Origin of the sequence: Serratia sp. PGPR-27 (assembly GCF_022678525.1) — a bacterium.
GTDB lineage: Bacteria > Pseudomonadota > Gammaproteobacteria > Enterobacterales > Enterobacteriaceae > Serratia > Serratia nematodiphila.
Map to the genome: position 1 here is coordinate 1 of NZ_JALBYS010000031.1, position 22,445 is coordinate 22,445.

Sequence of the window (22,445 nt, forward strand, 5' to 3'; positions counted from 1 at the left end):
GCGTGAACCGGGCGCGCGTTTTCAGGCAATACGCAGCGACGGCTGCTGCTCGCTGCGGCGAATCACCACCGGGATTGACTTCGACGTCGGGGTGCCGGTGCCGTCGCCGAAGCTCGCCAGCGGCACCAGCGGGTTGGTTTCCGGGTAGTAGGCCGCCAGATTGCCACGCGGGATGTCGTAACTCACCAGCTTGAATCCATCCACCTTACGCACCACGCCGTCGTTCCACAGGGTTTCTATCTCTACCCGTTCGCCATCCTGCAGGCCCAGCGCCGCCAGATCTTCCGGATGGATGAACAGCACTTCGCGCTGACCGTAAACGCCGCGGTAGCGGTCATCCAGACCATAGATGGTGGTGTTGTACTGATCGTGCGAGCGCAGCGTCTGCAGGGTAAACGGCGCTTGCACGTCGCCCAGCTGCGGGAACAGAGTAGTCGGCAGCGCGGCGTCGCTGAATTCCGCCTTGCCGCTCGGCGTGGCGAAGCGCAGTTCGGCGGCGGCATTGCCCAGGTAGAATCCGCCGGGCTGCTCGCAGCGCCGGTTGAAATCCTCAAAGCCGGGAATGGTGGCGGCGATATGATCGCGGATCAGCGAGTAGTCGTCGGCCAGTTCCAGCCAGTCCAGCTGCTGTGTGCCCAGCACCGCGTCGGCGATGCCGCAGACGATCGCCGTTTCCGAACGTTGCGTATCCGCCAGCGGTTTGCCGATGCCTTCCGAGGCGTGAACCATGCTGAAAGAATCCTCGACCGTGATGTACTGTGAGCCGCTGGCCTGCATGTCCAGTTCGGTGCGGCCGAGCGTCGGCAGGATCAGCGCGTCTTTGCCGGTCACCAGGTGGCTGCGGTTAAGTTTGGTGCTGATGTGCACCGTCAAATCGCAGTTGCGCAGGGCGCGGGCGGTGCGCTCGGTGTCCGGCGCCGCGGCGGCCAGATTGCCGCCCAGCGCGATCAGCACTTTCACTTCGCCGCGCAGCATTGCTTCGATCGCTTCCACCGTGTTGTGGCCCACCGCGCGATTGGCGGTGAAGTTAAAGTGGCGTTCCAGACTGTCGAGCAGCGCTTTGGGCGACTTCTCATCGATCCCCATGGTGCGGTTGCCCTGAACGTTGCTGTGGCCGCGTACCGGGCACAGACCGGCGCCCGGTTTGCCCAGTTGCCCGAACAGCAGCTGCAGGTTGGTGATTTCACGCACCGTCGCAATAGAGTGCTTATGCTGAGTCACGCCCATCGCCCAGGTGCAGATCACTCGTTCAGCGCCCTGGTAGGTGGCCGCCGCCTGGCGCAATTGCGCTTCGCTCAGACCCGATTGCGCGGTAATGGTCCGCCACTCGGTGGCGTCCACCTGCGCCAGGTATGCCTCCACGCCGACGCTGTGCCGCTCGATAAACGCCAGGTCAAACAGGGGGGGCTCACCGGCGGCCAGCCGCTGGCGGTGGGTTTCAAGCAGCGCTTTCACCATGCCGCGCACCGCCGCCATATCGCCGCCCAGATTCGGTTGGTAATAGGAGGAGCTGATCGGCGAGGATTTTGGCGTCAGCATCTGCACCGGATCCTGCGGATCGGCGAATCTTTCCAGCCCACGCTCGCGCAGGGTGTTAAAGCTGACGATGCGCGCGCCGCGTCGGGCGGCGTTTTTCAGGCTGTGCAGCATGCGCGGGTGGTTGGTGCCGGGGTTTTGACCGAACACGAAGATGGCATCGGCCTTTTCGAAGTCATCGATGCGGATGGTGCCTTTGCCGACGCCGATGCTCTGTTTCAGCCCAACGCCGCTCGCCTCGTGGCACATATTGGAACAGTCGGGGAAGTTGCTGGTGCCGAGCATGCGGCCAAACAGCTGATAAAGGTACGACGCTTCGTTGCTGGCGCGGCCCGAGGTATACAGCTCGATCTGGTTCGGGTTGTCCATGCCGTTGATGTGTTTGGCGATCAGCGCCAGTGCGTCCGGCCAATGAATAGGCTCATAGTGGTCGGTTTCGGCGTTGTAGCGCATCGGATGGGTGAGGCGCCCCTGGTATTCGAGGAAATAGTCGCTTTGCTGCTGCAGGGTGCTGACGCTGTGGGCGGCGAAGAACTCAGGCTCCACGGCGCTGCGCGTCGCTTCCCAACTGACCGCTTTGGCGCCGTTTTCGCAAAAGCTGAAGGTGCTGTGATTATCGTCGCCCCAGGCGCAACCGGGGCAGTCGAAGCCGCGCGCCTTGTTGACGCGCATCAGGTTGCGCATGTTTTTTAGCGTTTGTTTACTGTCGAGGACAAAGCGGGTGGTGGCTTCAAGCGAACCCCAGCCGCCCGCCGGGCCGGTATAAGGCTTGATTGACGGTTTGAATTTCATGGTGACACTTCGCAGGTGGTTGTAGCTAAAAAGTAAACGCTTTTTTATGCGTTTTGCGTATTTATGTCACAAGTTTAGGGGCGCGGCAGGCGGGCGTCTAATCGAATGGTGCAATGGCGGCATAGAGCATATCTATCGCAGATGGATGTTGACCTAAACAAATGGTTGCATAAAGACACCCGCTGCAAAAGAGTAATGGTTTCGCCTGAAATTGAATTCATGCAGTCTATCTCGCGGATTATATTGGCATTTTATTTAGCCTGCGGGCCAGAGGAACACAGCGTGAAGCGTTCAGTATCAGTAGTGATCGGCGGTATGTTACTGCCTTTGGCGGCGCAGGCGGCGGAAACGGCGTCCCATTTTCCCGCCATGACTCCGCCAGCGATAGACGCCGCCTCTTACGTTTTGATGGATTACACCACTGGCCAGGTGTTGGCCGCCGGCAATGCCGACGAGCGGCGCAATCCGGCCAGCCTGACCAAACTGATGACCGGGTTGGTGATCGACCATGCGCTCGATGAGCATAAGATTGGCCTCGACGATGTCGTCACCGTGGGGAAAGACGCCTGGGCGCAGGGCAACCCGGTGTTCAAAGGATCCTCGCTGATGTTTCTGAAGCCAGGTGACAGGGTCACGGTTCGCGATCTCAGCCGCGGCATCATCATTGATTCCGGCAACGACGCGTGCGTGGCGATGGCGGACTATGTCGCCGGAAGTCAGGCCAACTTCGTCAAGCTGATGAATGAGAAGAGCGCCCAGCTGGGATTGCAGAACACCCATTTTGAGACGGTGCACGGGCTGGATGCGCCAGGGCAGTTCACCACCGCCGGCGATCTGGCGGTGATCGCGCGCGCCATCATCATGAGCGAGCCGGCGGAATACCACATGTACAGCGAGAAATCGCTGACCTGGAACGGCATCACGCAGCAGAACCGCAACGGCCTGCTGTGGGATAAGACTCTGCACGTCGACGGCCTGAAAACCGGGCACACCGCCTCGGCCGGCTTCAACATCATCGCCTCCGCCACCGAAGGAGATCGCCGCCTGATCGCCGTGGTGATGGGCGGCAAAAGTTCCAAAGGCCGCGAGGAACAGGCGCGTAAGCTGTTGACGTGGGGGCTGCGCGACTTTACCACGGTGCACCTGTTCAGCGCCGGCCAGAGCCTGGGGGAAGAGCCGGTCTGGTACGGCGAAAGCCACCGCTTGCCGGTCGGCAGTGCGCAGGACCAGTCGCTCAGCCTGCCGAAAAGCGAGGCGGACAAACTGAAGGCGCAGTACGTGATCAATGCTGCGCGGCTGGAAGCGCCGGTCAACAAAGGACAAACCGTTGGCGAGATCCGCATCAGCGATAATGGCCAGGTGGTGAAAACCCTGCCGCTGGTGGCGCTGCAGGCGGTGCCGCAGGGCGGCGTGTTCTCACGCCTGATGGATTACATGAAGCTGAAGCTCTGACTCACCGGGCGAGCGACGACGCCCGGTGGTATACTGAGCGCGAATGCCGATCATTGAGCCGCGCTATGGATATTAAACAACTGATTTATTTGTGTAATTTAGAACGGGAACGCCACTTCGGCCGGGCGGCGGAGGCCAGCTTCGTCAGCCAGCCGACGCTGTCCATGCGATTGAAAAACCTGGAAAAAGAACTGGGCGTTTCGCTGATTAACCGCGGCAACCATTTCGGCGGTTTTACCGCCGAAGGCGAGCGGGTGCTGGCGTGGGCGCGTGAGATCGTCTCGGTTTACCAAGGGCTGAAGCTGGAGGTGGAGTCGCTCAAGCACGGTTTGCACGGTACGTTGCGCCTTGGCGTGGTGCCGCAGTGCAGCATCTCGGTGGCGGAAATGCTCAAGGCGGTCAGCGAGCGTTATCCGCATCTTGATTACCGGCTGGCGGTGCTGAGCGCCGATCAACTGTTGGAGGCGTTGACGGCGCATACCGTCGACATCGGCATCGGCTTTTTCGAGCTGTCGACGCTGAAGGAACTGCATTTTCAATCACAACCGCTGGTGGAAACCGGCGTCGAGCTGGTATTTCATCCGCAACACTTCCCTAAGCTGGTGGGCGACACGCCGTTGCCGCTGGAGGCGGTGGCCGCCTTGCCGCTGTGCCTGGCCGAGCCGACACGGTATTTTCGCCGCTATCTCGATCAGCACTTCCGCGACGCCGGGTTGACGCTGCACCCGCGGCTGGAGACTGCCTCTATCTTCCAGCTGCTCGAGGGCATTTTCGTTGGCTTGGGCTGCGGACTGTTCCCGCGCGGCCAGTTGCAATCGCCGCTGATGCCGGAACTGCAGCGGCGGCCGGTGGCCATCGCCGCCATGCCGCGCCATGCGGCGGTGGTGGTCGATATGGCGGAGCGCGCCACGCCGTTGGCGCAGAAGTTTTTCGATGCCGCCAGCGAGTGGTTGCGGCGGCAAAATATCTGAAGGAAGAATGTATTGCGTCCAGTAATTAGCCGCGTAGTGGTATTCAGTCGGTAGCGCTGAAAGATTCCGCATCGCCCAGCGTTTGGCGCAGGCGATTTTCCCAGGCGTAGAGCGCGGCGGTGAGGATCACTTCCAGCGCCTGCGCCTGATTCAGGCCGCTGTTGAACAACGGCTGCACGCTCTGCGGGGTAAATTTCTCCGGTGCGCGCGTCAGTTCGGCGGCGGTGTGGATCACCGCGCGTTTGACGGCATCCTCGGTAAATGCCAGCCCCTGAGGCAGCCCGGTGAACAGCGCCTGGGCCAGTCCGTCGTCCTGGAGCTCTTGCGTCACCGTGGATGCGCAATAGCGGCTGCCGTTGATGCGTGAGACCGCCAGCGTCGCCAGCGCCTTGAGGCGACTCGATAACCCATATCCTTCGGCATTGATGCCGTTGAACACCCCGTTGCGCTCGCGCAGTGCGGCGGCATCGTGCGCCAACAACAGATAATAAGATTCGGCGCGCGCCTGCGGGTGGCTCTGATCCAGCACGTCAAGCTGTTCGGCGGCGGCGGCTTCCGTGTCGATTGGCGGCAGACGCGCGGTCCAGCTTAACTCTTCGGCACTGAACGCGACGCCATCGGCGTCTTCGACGTTAGGGAAACCGGGCACCACCACTGCCGGCCGGCCGGCCAACGCCGCGACGCCCGCGACCACGCGCGCCTGATAGCTGACAAAACCGATGATTTGCGAAAAGGTGACGATATCCGCCGGGCTCAGCCCGACGTCGCCAAGCTGTTGCAGCGCCTTGCGGCAAATCAGCGTGGGCTGGCTGGCAAGCTGGCGGGCGTATTGGGTGATCTGGGCGAGGCGGATATTGCTTTCCCGGGAAGCGTCCGGGCTGTGCAGCGGGGCGAGGCGGGCGGCATAGTGGCTACAGAGCGACTGCACGCCCGTCACCTGGGCGACGGTCAGCGCGGTGCTAAGGCGATCGTAAGGTGACAATGTCACGTATCGTGATAATGGCACCTGATCGGGAAACAGGGCGTGGTAGCTGGCCAACGAGGCGCTGAACACGCCGGCGCGAGCGCGTAGCGCAGCGTTTAACGCTTCATCGGCGAAGGCGCCCAGCCCCAGCAGAAAGCGATCGCGAAGGGTGGCCGCCTGCGGTTCCAGCGGCGCATCGCCCCGCACGCTGCTTTGGGTTTCGTGATACCACTGGGCATTATGTTGTCGACGGAGTCGTTCCATAGGGTCAATCCTTAATCATGATCAACAGCCGCCGCTGCGCGCGGCAGCGTCGGCTGGACAAAGAGGCAACATGCCCGCAGGCGGGGCGAAAGGCGGTTTTAGCGCAGCTCATCACAGCAGAGGGCGTGGCCGTAAACAGAAAAACCGGCTGCCAGCGTGAGCAGAAACTGCGTAAGGCGGCGATGGCGAATGCTGTTCATCAGTGCGATATCCTGTCGTATGAGAAGTGCAACGTAGGGGATATCCTCACCGATCGCCCTGGCGAGATAAAATAATGTTACGGACTAATCAATAACTGAAAGGAATAAAATATAAGGATATATAACAAGAATGTAATTTGCATGTGCGCTTTCTCGCTAAGCGGCAGGCGCGCAAGGTGATAAAAAACCCGCCGCAGCGGGTTTGTAGGTGAAGGTGTGACTCAGAAGCGGCCGCCGTCGCGCCGCCAGGCATCGGCGGTCAGCGCCTCGCCGAAGTGGCTGGCGATAAGGCGCTTGGTCAATTCGTGCAGCGGCGCCGCCAACACCTCCGCGGTGCTGCCGCGTTCGACGATTTCCCCTTCGTGCATCACCAGCACCTGGTCGCTGATATGCTTCATCATGCCGAGGTGCTGGGTGACGTAGATATAGGAAATACCGTGTTTTTCCTGCAGCTCCAGCATCAGGTTGATGATTTGCGAGCGCATCGACATGTCCAGCGAGGCCAGCGCCTCATCGGCGACGATCACCTTCGGTTGCAGGATCAGCGCACGGGCCAGCGCGACGCGCTGTTTTTGCCCGGAGGCCAGCATGTGCGGATAGTAGTAGGCGTGATCCGGCAGCATGCCGACCTGGCGCAGCGTCTGGTTGATACGCTGCTCGCGCTCGGCGGGCTCAAGATCGGTGTTCAGCCGCAGCGGCGCGTCCAGCAGCTGGCCGATGCGCTGGCGCGGGTTGAGCGAGGTGCTCGGATCCTGAAAAATCATGCGAATGCGCTGGCTGCGGTAGCGATAGTCGCCGAATTCCAGCGGATGATCGTCGATCAACAGTTCGCCGGCGGTCGGTTCTACCATGCCGGAGAGCATCTTCGCCAGCGTGGATTTGCCGGAGCCGTTCTCGCCGATCACCGCCAGCGTCTGGCCTTCGCGCAGGGTAAAGCTGACCGATTTCACCGCCTCGACGTGCTGGCGGCGGAACAGCCCGGTGCGATAGCGGTAGGTTTTGCTCAGGTTGCGCACTTCCAACAGCGTTTCCATGTTATTGCTCCTCCATGTTCAGCGGGAAGTGGCAGGCGAAGAAGTGGTTTTTGACCGGGCGCAGGCGCGGCGTTTCGATGCACTTCTTCTGCGCGTAAGGGCAGCGCGGCCCCAGGCGGCAGCCGATCGGCAGGTGTTCCAGCGAAGGAATGGCGCCCGGCAGCGTATTCAACCGGCTTTTGTGCGGCAGCGAGCGGCCGAAGTCCGGCATGGCGCGGATCAGCGCCTGGGTGTAAGGGTGGTGCGGCGCCGCCAGCAGTTCTTCGCACTGGGCGCTTTCCACCGTTTGCCCGCAGTACAAGACGTTCACCCGGTCGGCCCACTTGCTCATCATCTGCAGGTCGTGACTGATCAGCAGAATGGTGGTGTTGTTGTTCTGGTTGAGACGCGCCAACAGGCGGAAAATCTGCGCCTGCGTGGTCGGTTCCATGGCGTTGGTCGGCTCATCGGCGATCAGCAGGCGCGGTTGGTTGGCCAGCGCGATGGCGATCATCACTTTCTGGCACTCGCCTTCCGTCAGCTCGTAGGGGAAGCTGCCCATGATGTCGTCGTGATCCTTGATGCCGACGCGGTGCAGCAACTCGATGGCGCGGCGTTTGCGCCAGTTGAAGCGCTGCCACCAGTGGCCCTTGTAGGTCCAGCCCGGGATGGCCTGCGCCAGCTGGCGGCCGATGCTCTCGGAAGGGTCGAGACAGGACTGCGGTTCCTGGAAGATCATTGAGACGTTGTGGCCCACCAGCTTGCGCCGCTCGCGCGGGCTCAGCTGCAGCAGATCGATGTCGTCGAAGCGGAAACGATCGGCGGTGACGCGCCAGTTGTCTTTGGTCACGCCGCAGATGGCCTTGGCGATCAGGCTCTTGCCGGAGCCCGATTCGCCCACCAGGCCGCGCACCTCGCCCTCGGTCAGCGTCATGCTGACGCGATCGACCGCCTTGACCGGCCCTTCGGCGGTCATAAATTCAATCGTCAAATTGCGGATATCGAGTAACGGCATTATTCCACCCCGGCATTGATTGCGCGGCGCATACCGTCGCCTAACAGGTTAACCAGCAGCACGCTGACGAGGATGGCCGCGCCGGGCAGCATCACCGTCCAGGGCGCGACGTACACCAGCTCGAGCGAATCGCCGAGCATCGCTCCCCATTCCGGCGAAGGCAACTGCGCGCCGAGATCGAGGAAGCCGAGCGCGGCGATATCCAAAATGGCCATCGACAGCGCGCGGGTGAACTCGGTCACCAGCACCGCCGCGATGTTCGGCATGACCGCGTACCACAGGATCTGCAGCGTGGAAGCGCCGTCAAGCCGGGCCGCCACCACGTACTCTTTCTCCAGTTCGTCGTGCACCGCGCTGTAGATGGTGCGCACCATGCGCGGCAGCAGAGCCAGCCACACCGCCAGCATGGCGTGTTCGAGTTTGGGGCCGATAAACGCCACCACCACGATCGCCAGCAGCAGCGACGGAATCGACAGCAGGGTATCGAGGATATGGTTGAGCACCGCCGAGCGCAGCCCGTGGGTTACGCCGGCGAACACGCCGAGGATCACGCCGCAGAACGCCGCGGCCAGCGTCACCGCCAGCGCGGAACCGAAGGTGGCGGCGGTGCCGGTCAACAGGCGGCTGAGGATGTCGCGCCCGAGATCGTCGGTGCCGAGGAAGAACGACACGTTGCCGTAGCGCGACCAGGACGGCGGCAGCAGTTGATAGCCGAGGAACTGCTGATCCAGCGCGTAGGGCGCCAGCAGGCTGCCGAACAGCGACAGCAGCAGCAGGGCGATCACGCCGTAAAAACCGATCATCGCCAGCGCGTCGCCGTAGAAAATCCGCCAGGTGTAGCGCAGCGGGCTCGGCATCTTTTTCTCGCGGTATACGTTATCGAAGGGCATACCATTCCTTATGTTTCAGCGGGTTGGTTGCCGCACCCAGAATGTCGGCCAGAACGTTAATGGTGATCACCAGCGTGCCGACCACCATCACGCCGGCGGAGATCGCCGCATAGTCCTGCTGGCGAATGGCGTTGATCAGCCACCGGCCGAGGCCCGGCCAGCTGAATACCACTTCGGTGATCATCGCCAGCGTAAGCATGGTGGAGAACTGCAGCCCCAGTTTGGGCACGATCGGCGGCAGCGCGTTGTGCAACACGTGGCGACGAATGATGGTAAAGCGCGACAGGCCGCGGGTGGCGGCGGCCTTGATGTAGTTTTGGCTCAGCACGTCATCGGTACTGATGCGCATCAGCCGCACCACTTCGGTGGTGGGCGCCACCGCCAGCGCGGCGATCGGCAGGATCATGTGGCGCAGCGCGCTGCCGATCATCTCGGCGCGGTACGGCGAGTCCGACAGCCAGGCGTCGATCAGCGCGAAACCGGTGATGGGTTTCACCTGATACAGCAGATCGAAACGGCCGGAAACAGGCAGCCAGCCGAGATGCAGCGAGAAGAACAGCATCAGCAGCAGCGCCAGCCAGAACACCGGCATCGAAAAGCCCAGCAGCGCGAAGGTGCTGATGGCGGTGTCCTGCCACTTGCCGCGCAGCACGCCGGCGATGATGCCCAGCGGAATGCCGATAAACAGCGCCAGGGCGAAGGCCAGCAGGCACAGTTCCATGGTGGCCGGGAACACTTCGCGCAGCTGTTCGCTGATCGCCTGGCCGTTGATGCTGGAGACGCCGAAGTCCCAGTGCAGCAGGCTGACGAAGTAGAACTGATAGGCGTCCAGCAGGGCGGCGCCGTTCAGCGGCGCGCGCGGCGTGAAATAGCTCAGGCTGAAGCTGACCAGCGTCAGGAAGAACAGCGTGATCAGCAGCAGCAGAATGCGGCGCAGGGTAAAGATAATCACTTTTTCACCTCCGGCGCGGATTCACGGTATACCCCGGCGAACGAGGCGTTGCCGAACGGGCTCAGCACCAATCCCTTGATGTCGTAACGATAGGCCTGCAGGCGCAGGGAAGACGCCAGCGGCAGCACCGGCAGTTGCTGCTCGAGGATTTTCTGCGCCTTGCGGTAGTTGTCGATGCGCTGAGACAGTTGCTGCGACAGCAGCGCGTTCTGCAGCACTTCGTCAAAGCCCGGATCACACCAGTGAGCATAGTTGGTTTGCGAACGGATTGCCGCGCAGCTCAGCAGCGGCCGGAAGAAGCTGTCCGGATCGTTGCTGTCGGTGGCCCAGCCGGTCAGGGTCAGATCGTGGTTCATCTCCATCAGGCGCGCTTCCTGGAAGCGGCCCTCCACCGGCACGATGGTGACGTTGATGCCCACCTGGCCGAGATCGGCCTGGATCAGTTCGGCGGTTTTCAGCGGGCTTGGGTTGTAAGACTGCGAGGCGGTCGGCACCCACAGCTTCAGGTTCAGCTGGCTGACGCCGGCCTGCCGCAGCATCTCGCGAGATTTGGCCGGATCGTACTCGGTGACGTGCGCGTCGTTGTCATAGGCCCAGGAGGCGCGCGGCAGGATCGAGGCGGCGGTTTCCGCCGTGCCGTAATAGATCGACTGCATCAACCGCTGGTTGTTGATCGCCAGCGAGATCGCCTGGCGCACATTGAGGTTGTCGAGCGGCGGTTTACGGGTGTTGAACGCCAGATAGGCGATGTTCATCCCCGGGCGCAGCGTCAGGCGCAGGCGCGGATCGTCGCGCAGAATCGACAGCTGGCTGGCCGCCGGATAGGCCAGTACGTCGCACTCGCCGGTCAGCAGCTTGGAGAGGCGGCCGGTGCCGCCGGCGCCCAGGTCGATCACCACCTGCGGCATGCGCGGCAGGCCTTTCCAGTAGGCGGCGTTGCGCGCCAGGCGAATATATTGCCCCGAGCGGTATTCGTTGAGCAGGAACGGGCCGCTGCCGACCGGCTCGCGATCGATCAGCTCCTGATGGCCTTCGCGCGTCAGCAGATCGGCGTATTCGGCGGACAACACCGGCGCGTAGTGGGTGGCCAGGTGCCACAGGAACGAGGCGTCCGGCGACTGCAGGCGAATCTCCACCGTGTAGTCGTCGAGCTTTCTCACGCTCTGCACCGAATCACCGAACTGCAGGCTGTCGAAATAGGGGTATTCGCCGCCGTTCACGTCGTGATACGGGTGTTTCTGATCGAATACGCGCGCAAAGCTGAACACCACGTCGTCGGCGTTCATCTTGCGGGTGGGCGTGAACCAGGCGGTGGTCTGGAACGGCACGTCCTTGCGCAAATGGAAGCGGTAGGTGGCGCCGTTATCCAGCACTTCCCAGCTTTGCGCCAGCTCGGGGATCAGGCGATAGGTGTAGGGATCGACGTCCAGCAGGCGATCGTACAGCTGGGCGGCCAGGGTATCCACCGTCAGGCCGCTGCTGGCCATTTGCGGGTTGAAGGTATTCAGTATGCCGCTGACGCAATAAACAAAGCCGCTTTGGCGAATGTCCGGTAGCGGCGCCGCGGTGGGCGCGGGCGGTGTTGTCGCGGCCAGGGCAGAGCCCGTCAGGCACAACGACAGTATCCAAAAGGGTAAACCACGCATAGAGGCTCATGGGTTAATCAGCAATAGCGTTAGTGTATCGCACTCTGACCATCAGCCCAATCCATTGAGCAAAATCGCTGAGTTTTCTGCGACTTGATTAATCAGCCCGTTCAGCGGCAAGAAAAAAGTTTTTCATGTTATGTTATAATATAACAAAATCATGTTACCGTTCCCCGGCAAAGTCACCATAACGCAAGGGGATGTATGAACGAAGTTGCACTTCCACCACGCCGTTCGCTGCCGGACGCTCAGGCATGGCGCGGCGAAATGAGTGATGTCGGGCTCGATTGGGTCGGGATGCAAGGGATCGCGCTGCCGCTGGAGCTGGCCGGCAAGCCATTGATGGCGAAGGTCGACGCCGGTATCAACCTGCGCGCCGAAGCGGCGGGCGAGCGCGGCATTCACATGTCGCGGCTGTATCTGGCGCTGGACGAGTTGACGCAGGGCGAGCTGACGCCGCAGCGCATCGGCCGAACGCTGCAGGCCTTTTTGGCTTCGCAGCCGGAACACAGCGATCGCGCCAGCTTGTCGATCAGTGGCGAGCTGTTGCTGTCACGCCCGGCGCTGCTGTCGCCGCAGCGCGGCTGGAAAGCCTATCCGCTGCGCATCGAGGCCACCCTGACGGACACGCTGACGCTGGTGCTGACCGTCGGCGTGCCTTATTCCTCCACCTGCCCGAGTTCGGCGGCGCTCAGCCGCCAGCTGGCGCAGCAACAGTTCCAGTTTGATTTTGAACAGGAGGCGGAGCGGGTCAGCCAGCGGCAGGTGAGCGAGTGGCTGTTGGAGCAGGGAATGCCGGCCACGCCCCACAGCCAGCGCAGCTGGGCCTGGATCACCGTAACGCCCGAGAATGAACGGGCGTTCGAACCGGTAAAACTGATTGACCGCATCGAACATGCGCTGGGCACGCCGGTGCAAACGCTGGTGAAACGCCGCGACGAGCAGGCCTTCGCGCTGGCCAACGGTCAGAACCTGATGTTTTGCGAGGATGCGGCGCGGCGCCTGTACCGCATGCTGCGCAGCCAGTGCGACTACCGCGCTTTCTCGCTGCGCGTCGAGCATCAGGAGAGCCTGCATGCCCACAATGCGGCGGCGGAGCTGAGCTGGCGGGGAGAACACCATGCTGCGTAAAAATCCCAGCGGCCATCTGCCGCAGGTCTCGCCGCTGGCCTACATCGATCCCACCGCCATTATTTGCGGCCGGGTGATCGTTGAAGATTTCGTTTACGTCGGCCCGTATGCGGTGATCCGCGCCGACGAGTTGAACGCCGCCGGCGACATGGAGCCGATCGTCATCGGCTCGCACTCCAATATTCAGGACGGCGTGGTGATCCACTCCAAGAGCGGGGCGGCGGTCACCATCGGCCGTTACAGCTCGATCGCCCACCGCGCCATCGTCCATGGCCCGTGTCGCATCGGCGATCGGGTGTTTATCGGGTTCAACAGCGTGCTGTTCAACTGCCACGTTCAGTCCGGCTGCGTGGTGCGCTACAACGCGGTGGTGGACGGCGTGACGCTGCCGGAAAACCGCTATATCCCCTCGACCGAACGCGTGGGCGCCGACAGCGATCTGTCGCGCTATCGCCAGGTCGATCGCGGCGCGCTGCAGTTTTCGGAAGAAGTGGCCGCCACCAACGTCGAACTGGTGCGCGGTTACCAGGCATTACGCAATGAATTTTAATGAGGTTTCCATGAAACAACTTCCCGTGACCGTGCTTTCCGGCTTTCTCGGCGCCGGCAAGACCACGGTGCTGAACCATATCCTGAACAACCGGCAGGGCATGCGCGTGGCGGTGATTGTCAACGACATGAGCGAAGTGAACATTGACGCCGCGCTGGTGGAGAATGAAGTGCATCTCGATCGCCAGGAAGAGAAGCTGGTGGAGATGAGCAACGGGTGCATCTGCTGCACGCTGCGCGAAGACCTGCTGGTATCGGTGCGCGAACTGGCGCAGGACGGGCGTTTCGATTACCTGTTGATCGAATCGAGTGGCATCTCGGAGCCGCTGCCGGTGGCGGAAACCTTTACCTTTGAGGATGAAACGGGCGAAAGCCTGTCCCAATTCGCCCGGCTGGATACGCTGGTGACGGTGGTCGACGGGGTGAATTTCATTCAGCAATACCAGCAGGCGCAAAGCCTGCAGGAGGCCGGCCAAAGCCTGGGTGAGGACGATCTGCGCAGCGTGGCGGACCTGTTGATTGAGCAAATTGAATTTTGCGACGTGATCCTGGTCAGCAAGACCGATCTGTTGACGCCAACGCAGCAGGGCGAAGTGATGGCGCTGCTGGCCAGCCTGAATCCCGACGCCCGCATTGTGCCGATCGCGCCGGGCAAACTGCCGCTGGAGGCGGTGCTGAATACCGGCAGCTTCAGCTTTGAAAAGGCGCAGCAGGCGCCCGGCTGGCTGAAAGAGCTGCGCGGCGAACACGTGCCGGAAACGGAAAGCTACGGCATCAGCAGCTTTGTCTATCAGGCGCGGCGGCCGTTTGCGCCGGACAAGTTCTACCGCGTGATCAACGGCGATTGGGGCGGCGGCAAGCTGCTGCGCTCGAAAGGCTTCTTCTGGCTGGCGACGCGGCCGCGGCAGGCCGGGCAGTGGAGCCAGGCTGGCGGCATCGCCCATTACGGCCTGGCGGGCACCTTTTGGCGCGCGATCCCGCAAGATAATTGGCCGCAGGATCCGCAAACGCGGGCGCATATTCAGGAGAAATGGGTGGAGCCGTTCGGCGACATGCGCCAGGAGCTGGTATTTATCGGCCAGCACTTGCAACAGGCGGCGATCGTGCGTCTGCTGGACGACTGCCTGCTGAACGACGACGAAATGGCCGCCGGCGTGGACTATTGGCTGGAGATGGCAGACCCGTTCCCTGAGTGGTAATTGCGCAATCTTCGTGTGGTAATGAGAAAAATTCTCAACAAAGTGCTTTACAGACGATACTGATAACTATTATCATCGCCTGGCAGTTCACGGAAGGCCACAGTTTGCGGCTCTGATGTGGAAGGCACGACATTGCTCACATTGCTTCCAGTGTTTTTTAAGCCAGCTCGGGTGCTGGCTTTTTTTTTGCCCGCTATTCCTCGTCCGTTTCGCCGTTTTGCAGCAGCGCATGCTTTTTCAGCATACCGCGTAGCTGATGGTAGGTGAGCCCCAGCAACTGCGCCGCCTTGCGCTGGTTGAATCGCCCTTGCTGCAGCGCTGCCTCGATCAGCGCCTTCTCTTGCTCCAACTGCCAGTTTTTCAGCTCGAGCGGCAGCGACGGCAACACGCCGGCGCCTTCAGGGGCGGGCGCAAGCGGCGTGGCCTCGCGTGGTGCAAACGGGTTGATGACGATCTCATCCAGCGGGTTGTCGCTGTCGCCGTGACGATAGACCGAACGTTCCACCACGTTTTTCAGTTCGCGCACGTTGCCTGGCCAGCCGTAGTTGAGCAACGTCTGCCTGGCGCGTTCGGTAAAGCCGGGAAACAGCGGCAGTGCCAGCTCACGGCACATTTGAATGGCGAAGTGCTCGGCCAGCAACATGATATCGGGCCGGCGTTGGCGCAGCGGCGGCAGCTGCACCACGTCGAACGCCAGCCGATCCAGCAGATCGGCGCGAAACTTGCCCGCCGCCGCCAGCGCCGGCAGATCGTCGTTGGTGGCGCACACCAACCGCACATCCACCCGCAGCGGCTGGCTGCCGCCCACGCGTTCCAGCTGACCGTATTCGATCACCCGCAGCAATTTCTCCTGCACCAGCATCGGCGCGGTCGCCAGCTCATCGAGGAACAGCGTGCCGCCGTCGGCACGCTCGAAGCGGCCCAGATGACGTTTCTGCGCGCCGGTAAAGGCGCCGGCCTCGTGGCCGAACAGCTCGGAGTCCAGCAGGTTTTCATTCAGCGCCGCACAGTTGAGCGAGATGAACGGCCCTTGCCAACGGTTGGAGAGGTAGTGCAGACGATGGGCGATCAGCTCTTTGCCGGTGCCGCGTTCGCCGAGCACCAGCACCGGTTTGTTCAGCTTTGCCACCTGGGAGACTTGCTCCAATACTTCGACAAAGGCGTTTGCTTCGCCCAACAAATTTTCTGGCTGTTCGTTCATGATGAAATTCGCCAATGTTTGGTGAAAATAATCACTCTACAGCAAGCGCGCAGAGAGTCAAAAATAAAGAGTTGTTGTTTTTCAATGGTATAAAAGTTGGCACGGGTTTTGATTATCTCTTTGGGCAAGCTGTACGACTTAACGCGGCGCTTCAGACGCCATCAGAACCAAGAGGAAGTGAATTATGGGTATTTTTTCTCGTTTTGCCGACATCGTGAACGCCAACATCAACACCCTGCTGGACAAGGCGGAAGATCCGCAGAAGCTGGTGCGGTTGATGATCCAAGAGATGGAAGACACGCTGGTTGAAGTCCGTTCTACGTCGGCGCGCGCGCTGGCGGAGAAAAAGCAGTTGCTGCGTCGCATCGAGCAGGGCGAAAGCCAGGTAAGCGACTGGCAGGAAAAAGCCGAACTGGCGCTGCGCAAAGATAAAGAAGACTTGGCCCGCGCGGCGCTGATCGAAAAACAAAAGGTTGCCGACCTGATCGCCACGCTGACGCAGGAAGTGGCGACCGTAGAAGAAACGCTGGCGCGCATGAAGAGCGAAATCGGCGAGCTGGAAAACAAGCTGACCGAAACCCGCGCGCGGCAGCAGGCGCTGGCGCTGCGTCATCAGGCCGCGTCTTCTTCCCGTGAAGTACGTCGCCAGCTCGACAGCGGCAAGCTGGACGAGGCGATGGCGCGTTTCGAACAGTTCGAACGCCGCATCGACCACATGGAAGCCGAAGCGGAAAGCATCAGCATCGGTAAAAAGAAGTCGCTGGACCAGGAGTTTGCCGAGCTGAAAGCCGACGACGCCATCAGTGAGCAGCTGGCGGCGCTGAAAGCCAAGATGAACCGCTCAGAGTAAGGCGAACCGCGGCCACACACCGGAGGTGGCCGCCAATCCAGGACCCGATAAGAAGGAATAACAATGAGTGCTTTATTACTTGCCATTCCGCTGACAATTTTCGTGCTGTTTGTCGCGCCGATTTGGCTTTGGCTGCATTACAGCAATCGGCAACAGACTGGCATCCAGCTGAGTCAGCAAGAAATGCAGCGCCTGGCGCAGCTGGCGGAAGACGCCAAACGCATGCGTGAACGCATTCAGGCGCTGGAAGAGATCCTTGATGCGGAACACCCGAACTGGAGACAGTCCTGATGAGTAATACGCTGGGCAGTAAAAAGCTTTATCGCGTACCCGAAGAAGGCATGGTGAAAGGCGTCTGCGCCGGTTTGGCCCACTATTTCGACGTGCCGGTGCGCCTGATCCGCGTGATGGTGGTGCTGTCGCTGTTCTTTGGGCTGTTCTTCTTCACGCTGGTGGCCTATATCGCGCTGGTGTTCGTGTTGGACGAGGCGCCGGCCAGCCGCTTCGAAGGCGAGCATCAGAAGACGCCGCGCCAGCTGCTCGATCAGCTGGAGTATGAGCTGGGCAGCGGCGAGCAGCAGCTGCGTCAGGTCGAGCGTTACGTGACGTCCGACACCTTCGGCGTACAGAGCCGTTTCCGCAAGCTGTAACCCTTCTTGCGAGACCCGGCCTGCGCAGGCCGGGCATCTTCGCCGCCGTTATCCCGTGAATAACCTTAATCGTCTTGTGCCGGAGGGCATTGTCATGAATAAAATCGATGTCGCGAACACCGCCAGAACGGGTGGATTTAAACGAGGAGCGGCGGCAATGTTGAAGACATTGGCTAAAGTCATCATCATAGCGTTATTGAACTATGGCCCGGCGGGCGCCGCCGGCTGGCTGTTGAAAACCGTCGGCCGCAAACCGGTGCGCTTCGTGCTGGCGCTGGTGCTGGAACCGCTGTTCCGTAAAGGCCTGAACAAGGCTTTCGGGCGTTACGTGGCGGGAGAGAAAATGCCGCCCAAGTAGGGCGGCATGATATCGTTCATTCAATTCGCTGCGGTGACTTTTGTCCCCGGGGTTGCCAAATAGACCCAATTCGAACCGTTACTTATGATTGCCTGTGCCGATGGATTTGCTGCGGTATTGGTGCAAAAAATAGCAGTGCCTTTGCAAACATTCGCAGCAGGAAGTTGAGCAAATGTCATGGAAGATAAGCTCGTGCCGAAACGACTGATGCGACTGGAGGGGCGCCACCCGTTAGTCGTTTTCACCCAGCTATAGATGGCACCTTCTTCGTCACCGGCCACAGCAGTATTGAACCATTCGGAACCAATGGGGCGCATTACGCCGCCGAGCTCTTTGGGGCCGTCGGCGATCCGTACTGCGGTATAGTTGGATTTTCCAGGCTGATATGAACAGCCGTAACTGGTGCTGATGGTCGTGTTGCCTTCAACGTCAACGTCAATGACCGAGCCTGCCCCTGATCGCGAGACATAGTAAAAATCTCCCGAGCAACGCCCGCCGAGGAAACGTAGATTGCTGGTATTGCTTTTCACGCTGCCATACTGGCAGTCGACCAAATCGATACGTGGGTTGGCTCCATCTTCTGTCAGAGCAACGTTGCCGGAAAAGTGGGTGTCCGAAATAGTACTTGGATAAGCAGGGTATCGCCAGGTCAAACTGGCTAGTCGGCAATTGCTGATCATGGCTTTTACACTGGATGAAAAGTCCATATCCTGAAGCCAGCACCCATTTATGAACACATTGAATTTTTTTCCTGATGCTGCGTGAGTAATATTCCCTCCTCGATTAATATTTGTAGCATATAAAACACCGTATCCAGAGCTATAGACTAAGTGTTTTATCTCTGATGCCTGAACTTCATTGAGGTAAACTTCGCCAGAATTATTCATATATAATAGACAGCTGGCATTGGGATTGTTGCCTATCAATTTTTGAAGCGGGCCGGATCGATGTTCCATATGTAGGTTTTTAAACCAAAGTCCTATTCCGCCATTAACATAGATAGTCGGGCTTATCAAATTGGCTTCCCATTGACAATCTTCGAATCGTAACATGTTGCAGTGGTCATTTTGCATTGTTGATGTTAAATGAATGGGGGCAAGAAGCATCTTATTGAAGTCAGTGATGTCCAGGTAGTTATCATAATCTCCCGACGTTCTGCCGCAGCCTTGAACCTCGACGAATTTGAAGTAACTATCCTGGACCTTATCCAAATAAAGACCTGCTCCCCGACAGTAAAGAATGCTTACATTCTGGGCATGCACATAGCTTGCGTATTTTATACTCAGTCCGCAAATCGTCTTGTTATTTCCCCTTAGCTGGAAGTTTCTGAAACTGACACCGCTATAGGTTATTTCTCCCTGAGCGGCGCCGATGGTTATAATTCCTTTTATATCAGTCTGTTCTGCCGAATCTTGTCCGTTGTAGACGAGCACGGCACGACCGTTGTAACTGCTTTCACCGTAAAGGGAAATTCCACTGTTGGCTGGAAAGACGACCGGTGTTTTAATATTCCAATAGCCGCTTGGAATCTTTACGGAGCGTTCACCTCTGATCAGCGCAATGTTTTGAATCAGGGGGCCATTATCGTCAAGAGTAAGATCACATCCCCCGTCGTATAAAGAAAGTTGGGTTAAGTCATTACGATACCACGCTGCTGGGGATTGATTGACTTTAAGCGTCGAATAGCCACCGTCGTCAATAGCATTTACCGCGTTGGTGTGTCCTGTAAATACACCGCCACCTTTACCCTTTCCTTGATAATACTCGGTTAAGATTATGCGTTGACCGTCATATTCTGGTTGGGTGTTTTTTAGTGTTGCTATCGAATTTATAATGGTCAGGCTGCGTTCGAAATTAATTGTGCTCATCGGATTCTCCGGTTAATATTCGTATTGACATAAACGTTTTGATGAAGGGTTTGTATCGTTAGTACGAGTGATTGTGATTATTCCTGTGGGGGTAATGCTATCTCGTCTTTGTATAGGGGGCGATATTAGGTTGCTCGGCTATGTCTTACACAAAGCGTTGTCGGTTAAGTTGAGAAGGTGGCAGTTTTCATCTGTGGCAAATCTCACTCTGCTTATGGCTATAATAGTGAGCATAGGCCATGTGGTTAGCGAAGTGTTACCGTGTAACTGCATGTTTTAGTGAATAAAAGGATGTGACTCCAGGCAAAATGAAACGACTGCAAAATGAGTTAACCTCGCTGGTCAACCGCGGAATGGATCGCCATCTGCGCCTGGCGGTGACCGGCCTGAGCCGCAGCGGCAAAACCGCCTTTATCACCGCTTTCGTTAACCAACTGCTGCATGTGCACAGCGGCGCGCGCATGCCGCTGTTTTCACCGGTGCGCGAAGAACGCCTGTTGGGCGTTAAACGCATCCCGCAGCGCGATCTCGGCATCCAGCGTTTCACCTATGACGAAGGGCTGGCGCAGCTGTACGGCACGCCGCCGGCCTGGCCGACGCCGACGCGCGGCGTCAGCGAAATTCGTCTGGCGTTGCGCTACCGCTCCAACGACTCGCTGCTGCGCCACTTCAAAGACACCTCAACGCTGTACCTGGAGATCGTCGATTATCCTGGTGAATGGTTGTTGGATCTGCCGATGCTCGAACAGGATTACCTGGCCTGGTCGCGCCAGATGACTGGGCTGCTGCAGGGCGAACGCGCCGAATGGGCCAAGCCCTGGCTTGAGCTGTGCAAAGCCTGCGATCCGCTGGCGCCGGCCGACGAAAACCGCCTGGCGGCGATCGCCCAGGCCTACACCGATTATCTGCTGCGTTGCAAGAGCGAAGGGCTGCACTTCATTCAGCCGGGCCGTTTCGTGCTGCCGGGCGACATGGCTGGCGCGCCGGCGCTGCAGTTTTTCCCGTGGCCTGACGTGGCCGCGATCGGCGAGTCGAAGCTGGCGCAGGCCGACAAGCATACCAACATCGGCATGTTGCGCGCTCGCTTCAATTACTACTGCCAGTCGATCGTCAAGAACTTCTACAAAGAGCATTTCGTCCGTTTTGATCGGCAAATCGTGCTGGTCGACTGCCTGCAGCCGCTCAACAGCGGCCCACAGGCATTCAACGACATGCGTCTGGCGCTGACCCAGCTGATGCAGAGCTTCCATTACGGCAAGCGCACGCTGTTTCGCCGCTTGTTCTCGCCGACCATCGACAAACTGATGTTCGCCGCCACCAAGGCGGACCATATCACCGCCGATCAGCATGCCAATCTGGTGTCCTTGCTGCAACAGCTGGTGCAAGAGGCGTGGCAGAATGCGGCGTTCGAAGGCATCAGCATGGATTGCGTCGGCCTGGCCTCGGTGCAGGCGACCGAGAGCGGCATCGTCGATCATCAGGGGCAGCGTATCCCGGCGCTGAAGGGCAACCGCCTCAGCGACGGCGCGCCGCTGACGGTGTTCCCTGGCGAAGTGCCCGCCCGCCTGCCGGGGCCGGCGTTCTGGCAGAGCCAGGGGTTCCACTTCGATGAATTTCGTCCGCGTGCCATGAGCGTGGACACACCGTTGCCGCACATCCGCCTGGATGCGGTAATGGAGTTTTTATTGGGAGACAAATTGCGATGAGCGAGCCGATCAAACCGCGTATCGATTTTGACGAGCCGCTGCAGCCGCCGCAGGAACCGGCGTTGCGCGCCGGCGTCGCTTTCGACGCCGAGCAGGCGGAGAGCTTCTTTCCGGCGGCGCCGGAGCTGCAGCAGGAGGAGGAAGAAGGGCGCGCCGAAGGCATCATTAACGCCGCGCTGAAGCCGAAACGCAGCCTGTGGCGCAAAATGGTGACCGCCGGGCTGGCGCTGTTCGGCGTCAGCGTGGTGGCGCAGGGCGTGCAGTGGGTGCATAACGCCTGGGTGCAGCAGGACTGGATCGCCATGGGCGGCGGCGTGGCCGGCGGCCTGATCGTGTTCGCTGGCGTCGGTTCGGTGGTCACCGAGTGGCGGCGTTTGTATCGGCTGCGCCAGCGCGCGGAAGAGCGCGACGTGGCGCGCGAGCTGTTGCACAGCCACGGGCTGGGGCAAGGGCGCGAATTCTGCGAGAAGTTGGCGCGCCAGGCCGGGCTGGATCAGGGGCATCCGGCGCTGCAGCGCTGGCAGGCCTCGCTGCATGAAACGCAAAACGATCGTGAAGTGGTGGAGCTGTACGCCAAACTGGTGCAGCCGGTGCTCGACAACCAGGCGCGGCGCGAAATCAGCCGCTCCGCCGCCGAGTCGACGCTGATGATCGCCGTCAGCCCGTTGGCGTTGGTGGATATGGCGTTTATCGCCTGGCGCAACATCCGTTTGATCAACCGCATCGCCGCGCTGTACGGCATCGAACTGGGTTACTTCAGCCGCATTCGTCTGTTCCGGTTGGTGCTGCTCAATATCGCTTTCGCCGGCGCTTCCGAGCTGGTGCGCGAAGTGGGCATGGACTGGATGTCGCAGGATCTGGCGGCGCGGCTGTCGGCGCGCGCGGCGCAGGGCATTGGCGCCGGGCTGTTGACCGCGCGACTGGGCATCAAGGCGATGGAACTGTGCCGCCCGCTGCCGTGGCTGGAAGGGGAAAAACCGAAGCTCGGCGATTTCCGCAGCCAACTGATTGGCCAATTGAAAGATACGCTGAAAAAGGGCGACGGCAAGGCCAAATAACCCCGCGACGGCGCTCTCAGGAGCGCCGTTTTCTGAGCGGCGCCGGCGCCGGACGTAATCGAGACTTGACGACAGCCGATCCCCCTGTGATTGCGTGATAAATCTCTGCAAAATTAATTATGGTTGTGATAACTCTCTGTTTGTAGGCTAAAATGACGCCGATGCTGTTATTCACTTGCG

21 protein-coding genes are annotated in these 22,445 nt (G+C 60.0%); 12 read left to right on the forward strand and 9 right to left on the reverse strand.

What is annotated here, in order from left to right:
• Positions 1-21: 21 nt before the first annotated feature.
• The gene (locus tag MMS95_RS16795; protein ID WP_033632919.1) at positions 22-2,328 is read right to left on the reverse strand and encodes an FdhF/YdeP family oxidoreductase; all 2,307 of its coding nucleotides are present in this window, start codon (positions 2,326-2,328) and stop codon (positions 22-24) included.
• Positions 2,329-2,610: 282 nt separating this feature from the next.
• On the opposite strand from MMS95_RS16795, the gene dacD reads away from it, so the two are divergent.
• Both dacD and MMS95_RS16805 read left to right on the forward strand, forming a co-directional pair.
• Positions 2,611-3,780: a serine-type D-Ala-D-Ala carboxypeptidase DacD gene (gene dacD / locus MMS95_RS16800; protein ID WP_242141981.1), complete on the forward strand. Its 1,170-nt coding sequence runs from the start codon at positions 2,611-2,613 to the stop codon at positions 3,778-3,780.
• Between the two features lie 65 nt (positions 3,781-3,845).
• Positions 3,846-4,751 (forward strand): LysR family transcriptional regulator, encoded by a 906-nt coding sequence (locus tag MMS95_RS16805; protein WP_033632921.1) that lies wholly within the window; start codon positions 3,846-3,848, stop codon positions 4,749-4,751.
• Positions 4,752-4,794: 43 nt separating this feature from the next.
• Here the strand turns inward: MMS95_RS16805 and MMS95_RS16810 are convergent, their stop codons facing one another.
• A complete protein-coding gene (locus tag MMS95_RS16810; RefSeq protein WP_033632922.1) occupies positions 4,795-5,979 on the reverse strand; it encodes a carboxymuconolactone decarboxylase family protein in 1,185 nt (394 codons plus the stop codon).
• 17 nt (positions 5,980-5,996) lie between these two features.
• Between MMS95_RS16810 and MMS95_RS16815 the strand changes: the two genes are divergently transcribed.
• The gene (locus MMS95_RS16815) at positions 5,997-6,254 is read left to right on the forward strand and encodes a hypothetical protein (RefSeq protein ID WP_004930590.1); all 258 of its coding nucleotides are present in this window, start codon (positions 5,997-5,999) and stop codon (positions 6,252-6,254) included.
• 146 nt (positions 6,255-6,400) lie between these two features.
• Here the strand turns inward: MMS95_RS16815 and sapF are convergent, their stop codons facing one another.
• The 5 genes from sapF to sapA are packed head-to-tail and all read right to left on the reverse strand — an operon-like array spanning position 6,401 to position 11,695.
• Positions 6,401-7,213, reverse strand: coding sequence for a putrescine export ABC transporter ATP-binding protein SapF (sapF, locus tag MMS95_RS16820; protein ID WP_004930589.1), 813 nt, complete (start codon positions 7,211-7,213; stop codon positions 6,401-6,403).
• Position 7,214: 1 nt separating this feature from the next.
• The gene (sapD, locus tag MMS95_RS16825) at positions 7,215-8,207 is read right to left on the reverse strand and encodes a putrescine export ABC transporter ATP-binding protein SapD (protein ID WP_016927551.1); all 993 of its coding nucleotides are present in this window, start codon (positions 8,205-8,207) and stop codon (positions 7,215-7,217) included.
• On the reverse strand, positions 8,207-9,097 hold the full coding sequence (gene sapC, locus MMS95_RS16830) for a putrescine export ABC transporter permease SapC (RefSeq protein WP_004930580.1): 891 nt from the start codon (positions 9,095-9,097) through the stop codon (positions 8,207-8,209). The genes sapD and sapC overlap by 1 nt, the downstream gene beginning before the upstream one ends.
• On the reverse strand, positions 9,084-10,049 hold the full coding sequence (gene sapB / locus MMS95_RS16835; protein WP_004930575.1) for a putrescine export ABC transporter permease SapB: 966 nt from the start codon (positions 10,047-10,049) through the stop codon (positions 9,084-9,086). Before sapB ends, sapC begins: the two co-directional genes overlap by 14 nt.
• The gene (gene sapA, locus MMS95_RS16840; protein ID WP_076741183.1) at positions 10,046-11,695 is read right to left on the reverse strand and encodes an ABC transporter substrate-binding protein SapA; all 1,650 of its coding nucleotides are present in this window, start codon (positions 11,693-11,695) and stop codon (positions 10,046-10,048) included. Before sapA ends, sapB begins: the two co-directional genes overlap by 4 nt.
• A 204-nt stretch (positions 11,696-11,899) precedes the next feature.
• Between sapA and folE2 the strand changes: the two genes are divergently transcribed.
• The 3 genes from folE2 to zigA are packed head-to-tail and all read left to right on the forward strand — an operon-like array spanning position 11,900 to position 14,574.
• Positions 11,900-12,826, forward strand: a complete 927-nt coding sequence (gene folE2 / locus MMS95_RS16845; protein ID WP_099982200.1) for a GTP cyclohydrolase FolE2 — start codon at positions 11,900-11,902, stop codon at positions 12,824-12,826.
• A complete protein-coding gene (locus MMS95_RS16850) occupies positions 12,816-13,376 on the forward strand; it encodes a carbonic anhydrase (protein ID WP_015378014.1) in 561 nt (186 codons plus the stop codon). The genes folE2 and MMS95_RS16850 overlap by 11 nt, the downstream gene beginning before the upstream one ends.
• Positions 13,377-13,386: 10 nt before the next feature.
• Positions 13,387-14,574, forward strand: coding sequence for a zinc metallochaperone GTPase ZigA (zigA, locus tag MMS95_RS16855; RefSeq protein WP_044031137.1), 1,188 nt, complete (start codon positions 13,387-13,389; stop codon positions 14,572-14,574).
• Positions 14,575-14,767: 193 nt separating this feature from the next.
• Here the strand turns inward: zigA and pspF are convergent, their stop codons facing one another.
• Positions 14,768-15,775 (reverse strand): phage shock protein operon transcriptional activator, encoded by a 1,008-nt coding sequence (gene pspF / locus MMS95_RS16860; protein ID WP_242141982.1) that lies wholly within the window; start codon positions 15,773-15,775, stop codon positions 14,768-14,770.
• A 184-nt stretch (positions 15,776-15,959) separates the two neighbouring features.
• Here pspF and pspA point away from each other — a divergent pair, with 184 nt between their 5' ends.
• The 4 genes from pspA (at position 15,960) to pspD (ending at position 17,633) form a co-directional block, all read left to right on the forward strand.
• A complete protein-coding gene (gene pspA / locus MMS95_RS16865; protein WP_004930555.1) occupies positions 15,960-16,625 on the forward strand; it encodes a phage shock protein PspA in 666 nt (221 codons plus the stop codon).
• A gap of 63 nt (positions 16,626-16,688) precedes the next feature.
• The gene (pspB, locus tag MMS95_RS16870; protein WP_004930553.1) at positions 16,689-16,916 is read left to right on the forward strand and encodes an envelope stress response membrane protein PspB; all 228 of its coding nucleotides are present in this window, start codon (positions 16,689-16,691) and stop codon (positions 16,914-16,916) included.
• Complete coding sequence (gene pspC / locus MMS95_RS16875; RefSeq protein ID WP_015378011.1) at positions 16,916-17,275, forward strand: envelope stress response membrane protein PspC; 360 nt, start codon at positions 16,916-16,918, stop codon at positions 17,273-17,275. Before pspB ends, pspC begins: the two co-directional genes overlap by 1 nt.
• 94 nt (positions 17,276-17,369) lie before the next feature.
• Positions 17,370-17,633 carry a phage shock protein PspD gene (gene pspD, locus MMS95_RS16880; protein ID WP_072008383.1) on the forward strand — a complete coding sequence of 88 codons (264 nt, stop codon included), beginning with the start codon at positions 17,370-17,372 and terminating at the stop codon, positions 17,631-17,633.
• Between the two features lie 20 nt (positions 17,634-17,653).
• Here pspD and MMS95_RS16885 read toward each other — a convergent pair whose 3' ends face one another.
• A complete protein-coding gene (locus MMS95_RS16885; protein WP_242141984.1) occupies positions 17,654-19,501 on the reverse strand; it encodes a hypothetical protein in 1,848 nt (615 codons plus the stop codon).
• Between the two features lie 308 nt (positions 19,502-19,809).
• On the opposite strand from MMS95_RS16885, the gene MMS95_RS16890 reads away from it, so the two are divergent.
• On the forward strand, positions 19,810-21,207 hold the full coding sequence (locus MMS95_RS16890; RefSeq protein ID WP_033632929.1) for a YcjX family protein: 1,398 nt from the start codon (positions 19,810-19,812) through the stop codon (positions 21,205-21,207).
• Positions 21,204-22,265: a YcjF family protein gene (locus MMS95_RS16895; RefSeq protein WP_156865963.1), complete on the forward strand. Its 1,062-nt coding sequence runs from the start codon at positions 21,204-21,206 to the stop codon at positions 22,263-22,265. Before MMS95_RS16890 ends, MMS95_RS16895 begins: the two co-directional genes overlap by 4 nt.
• Positions 22,266-22,445: the final 180 nt, after the last annotated feature.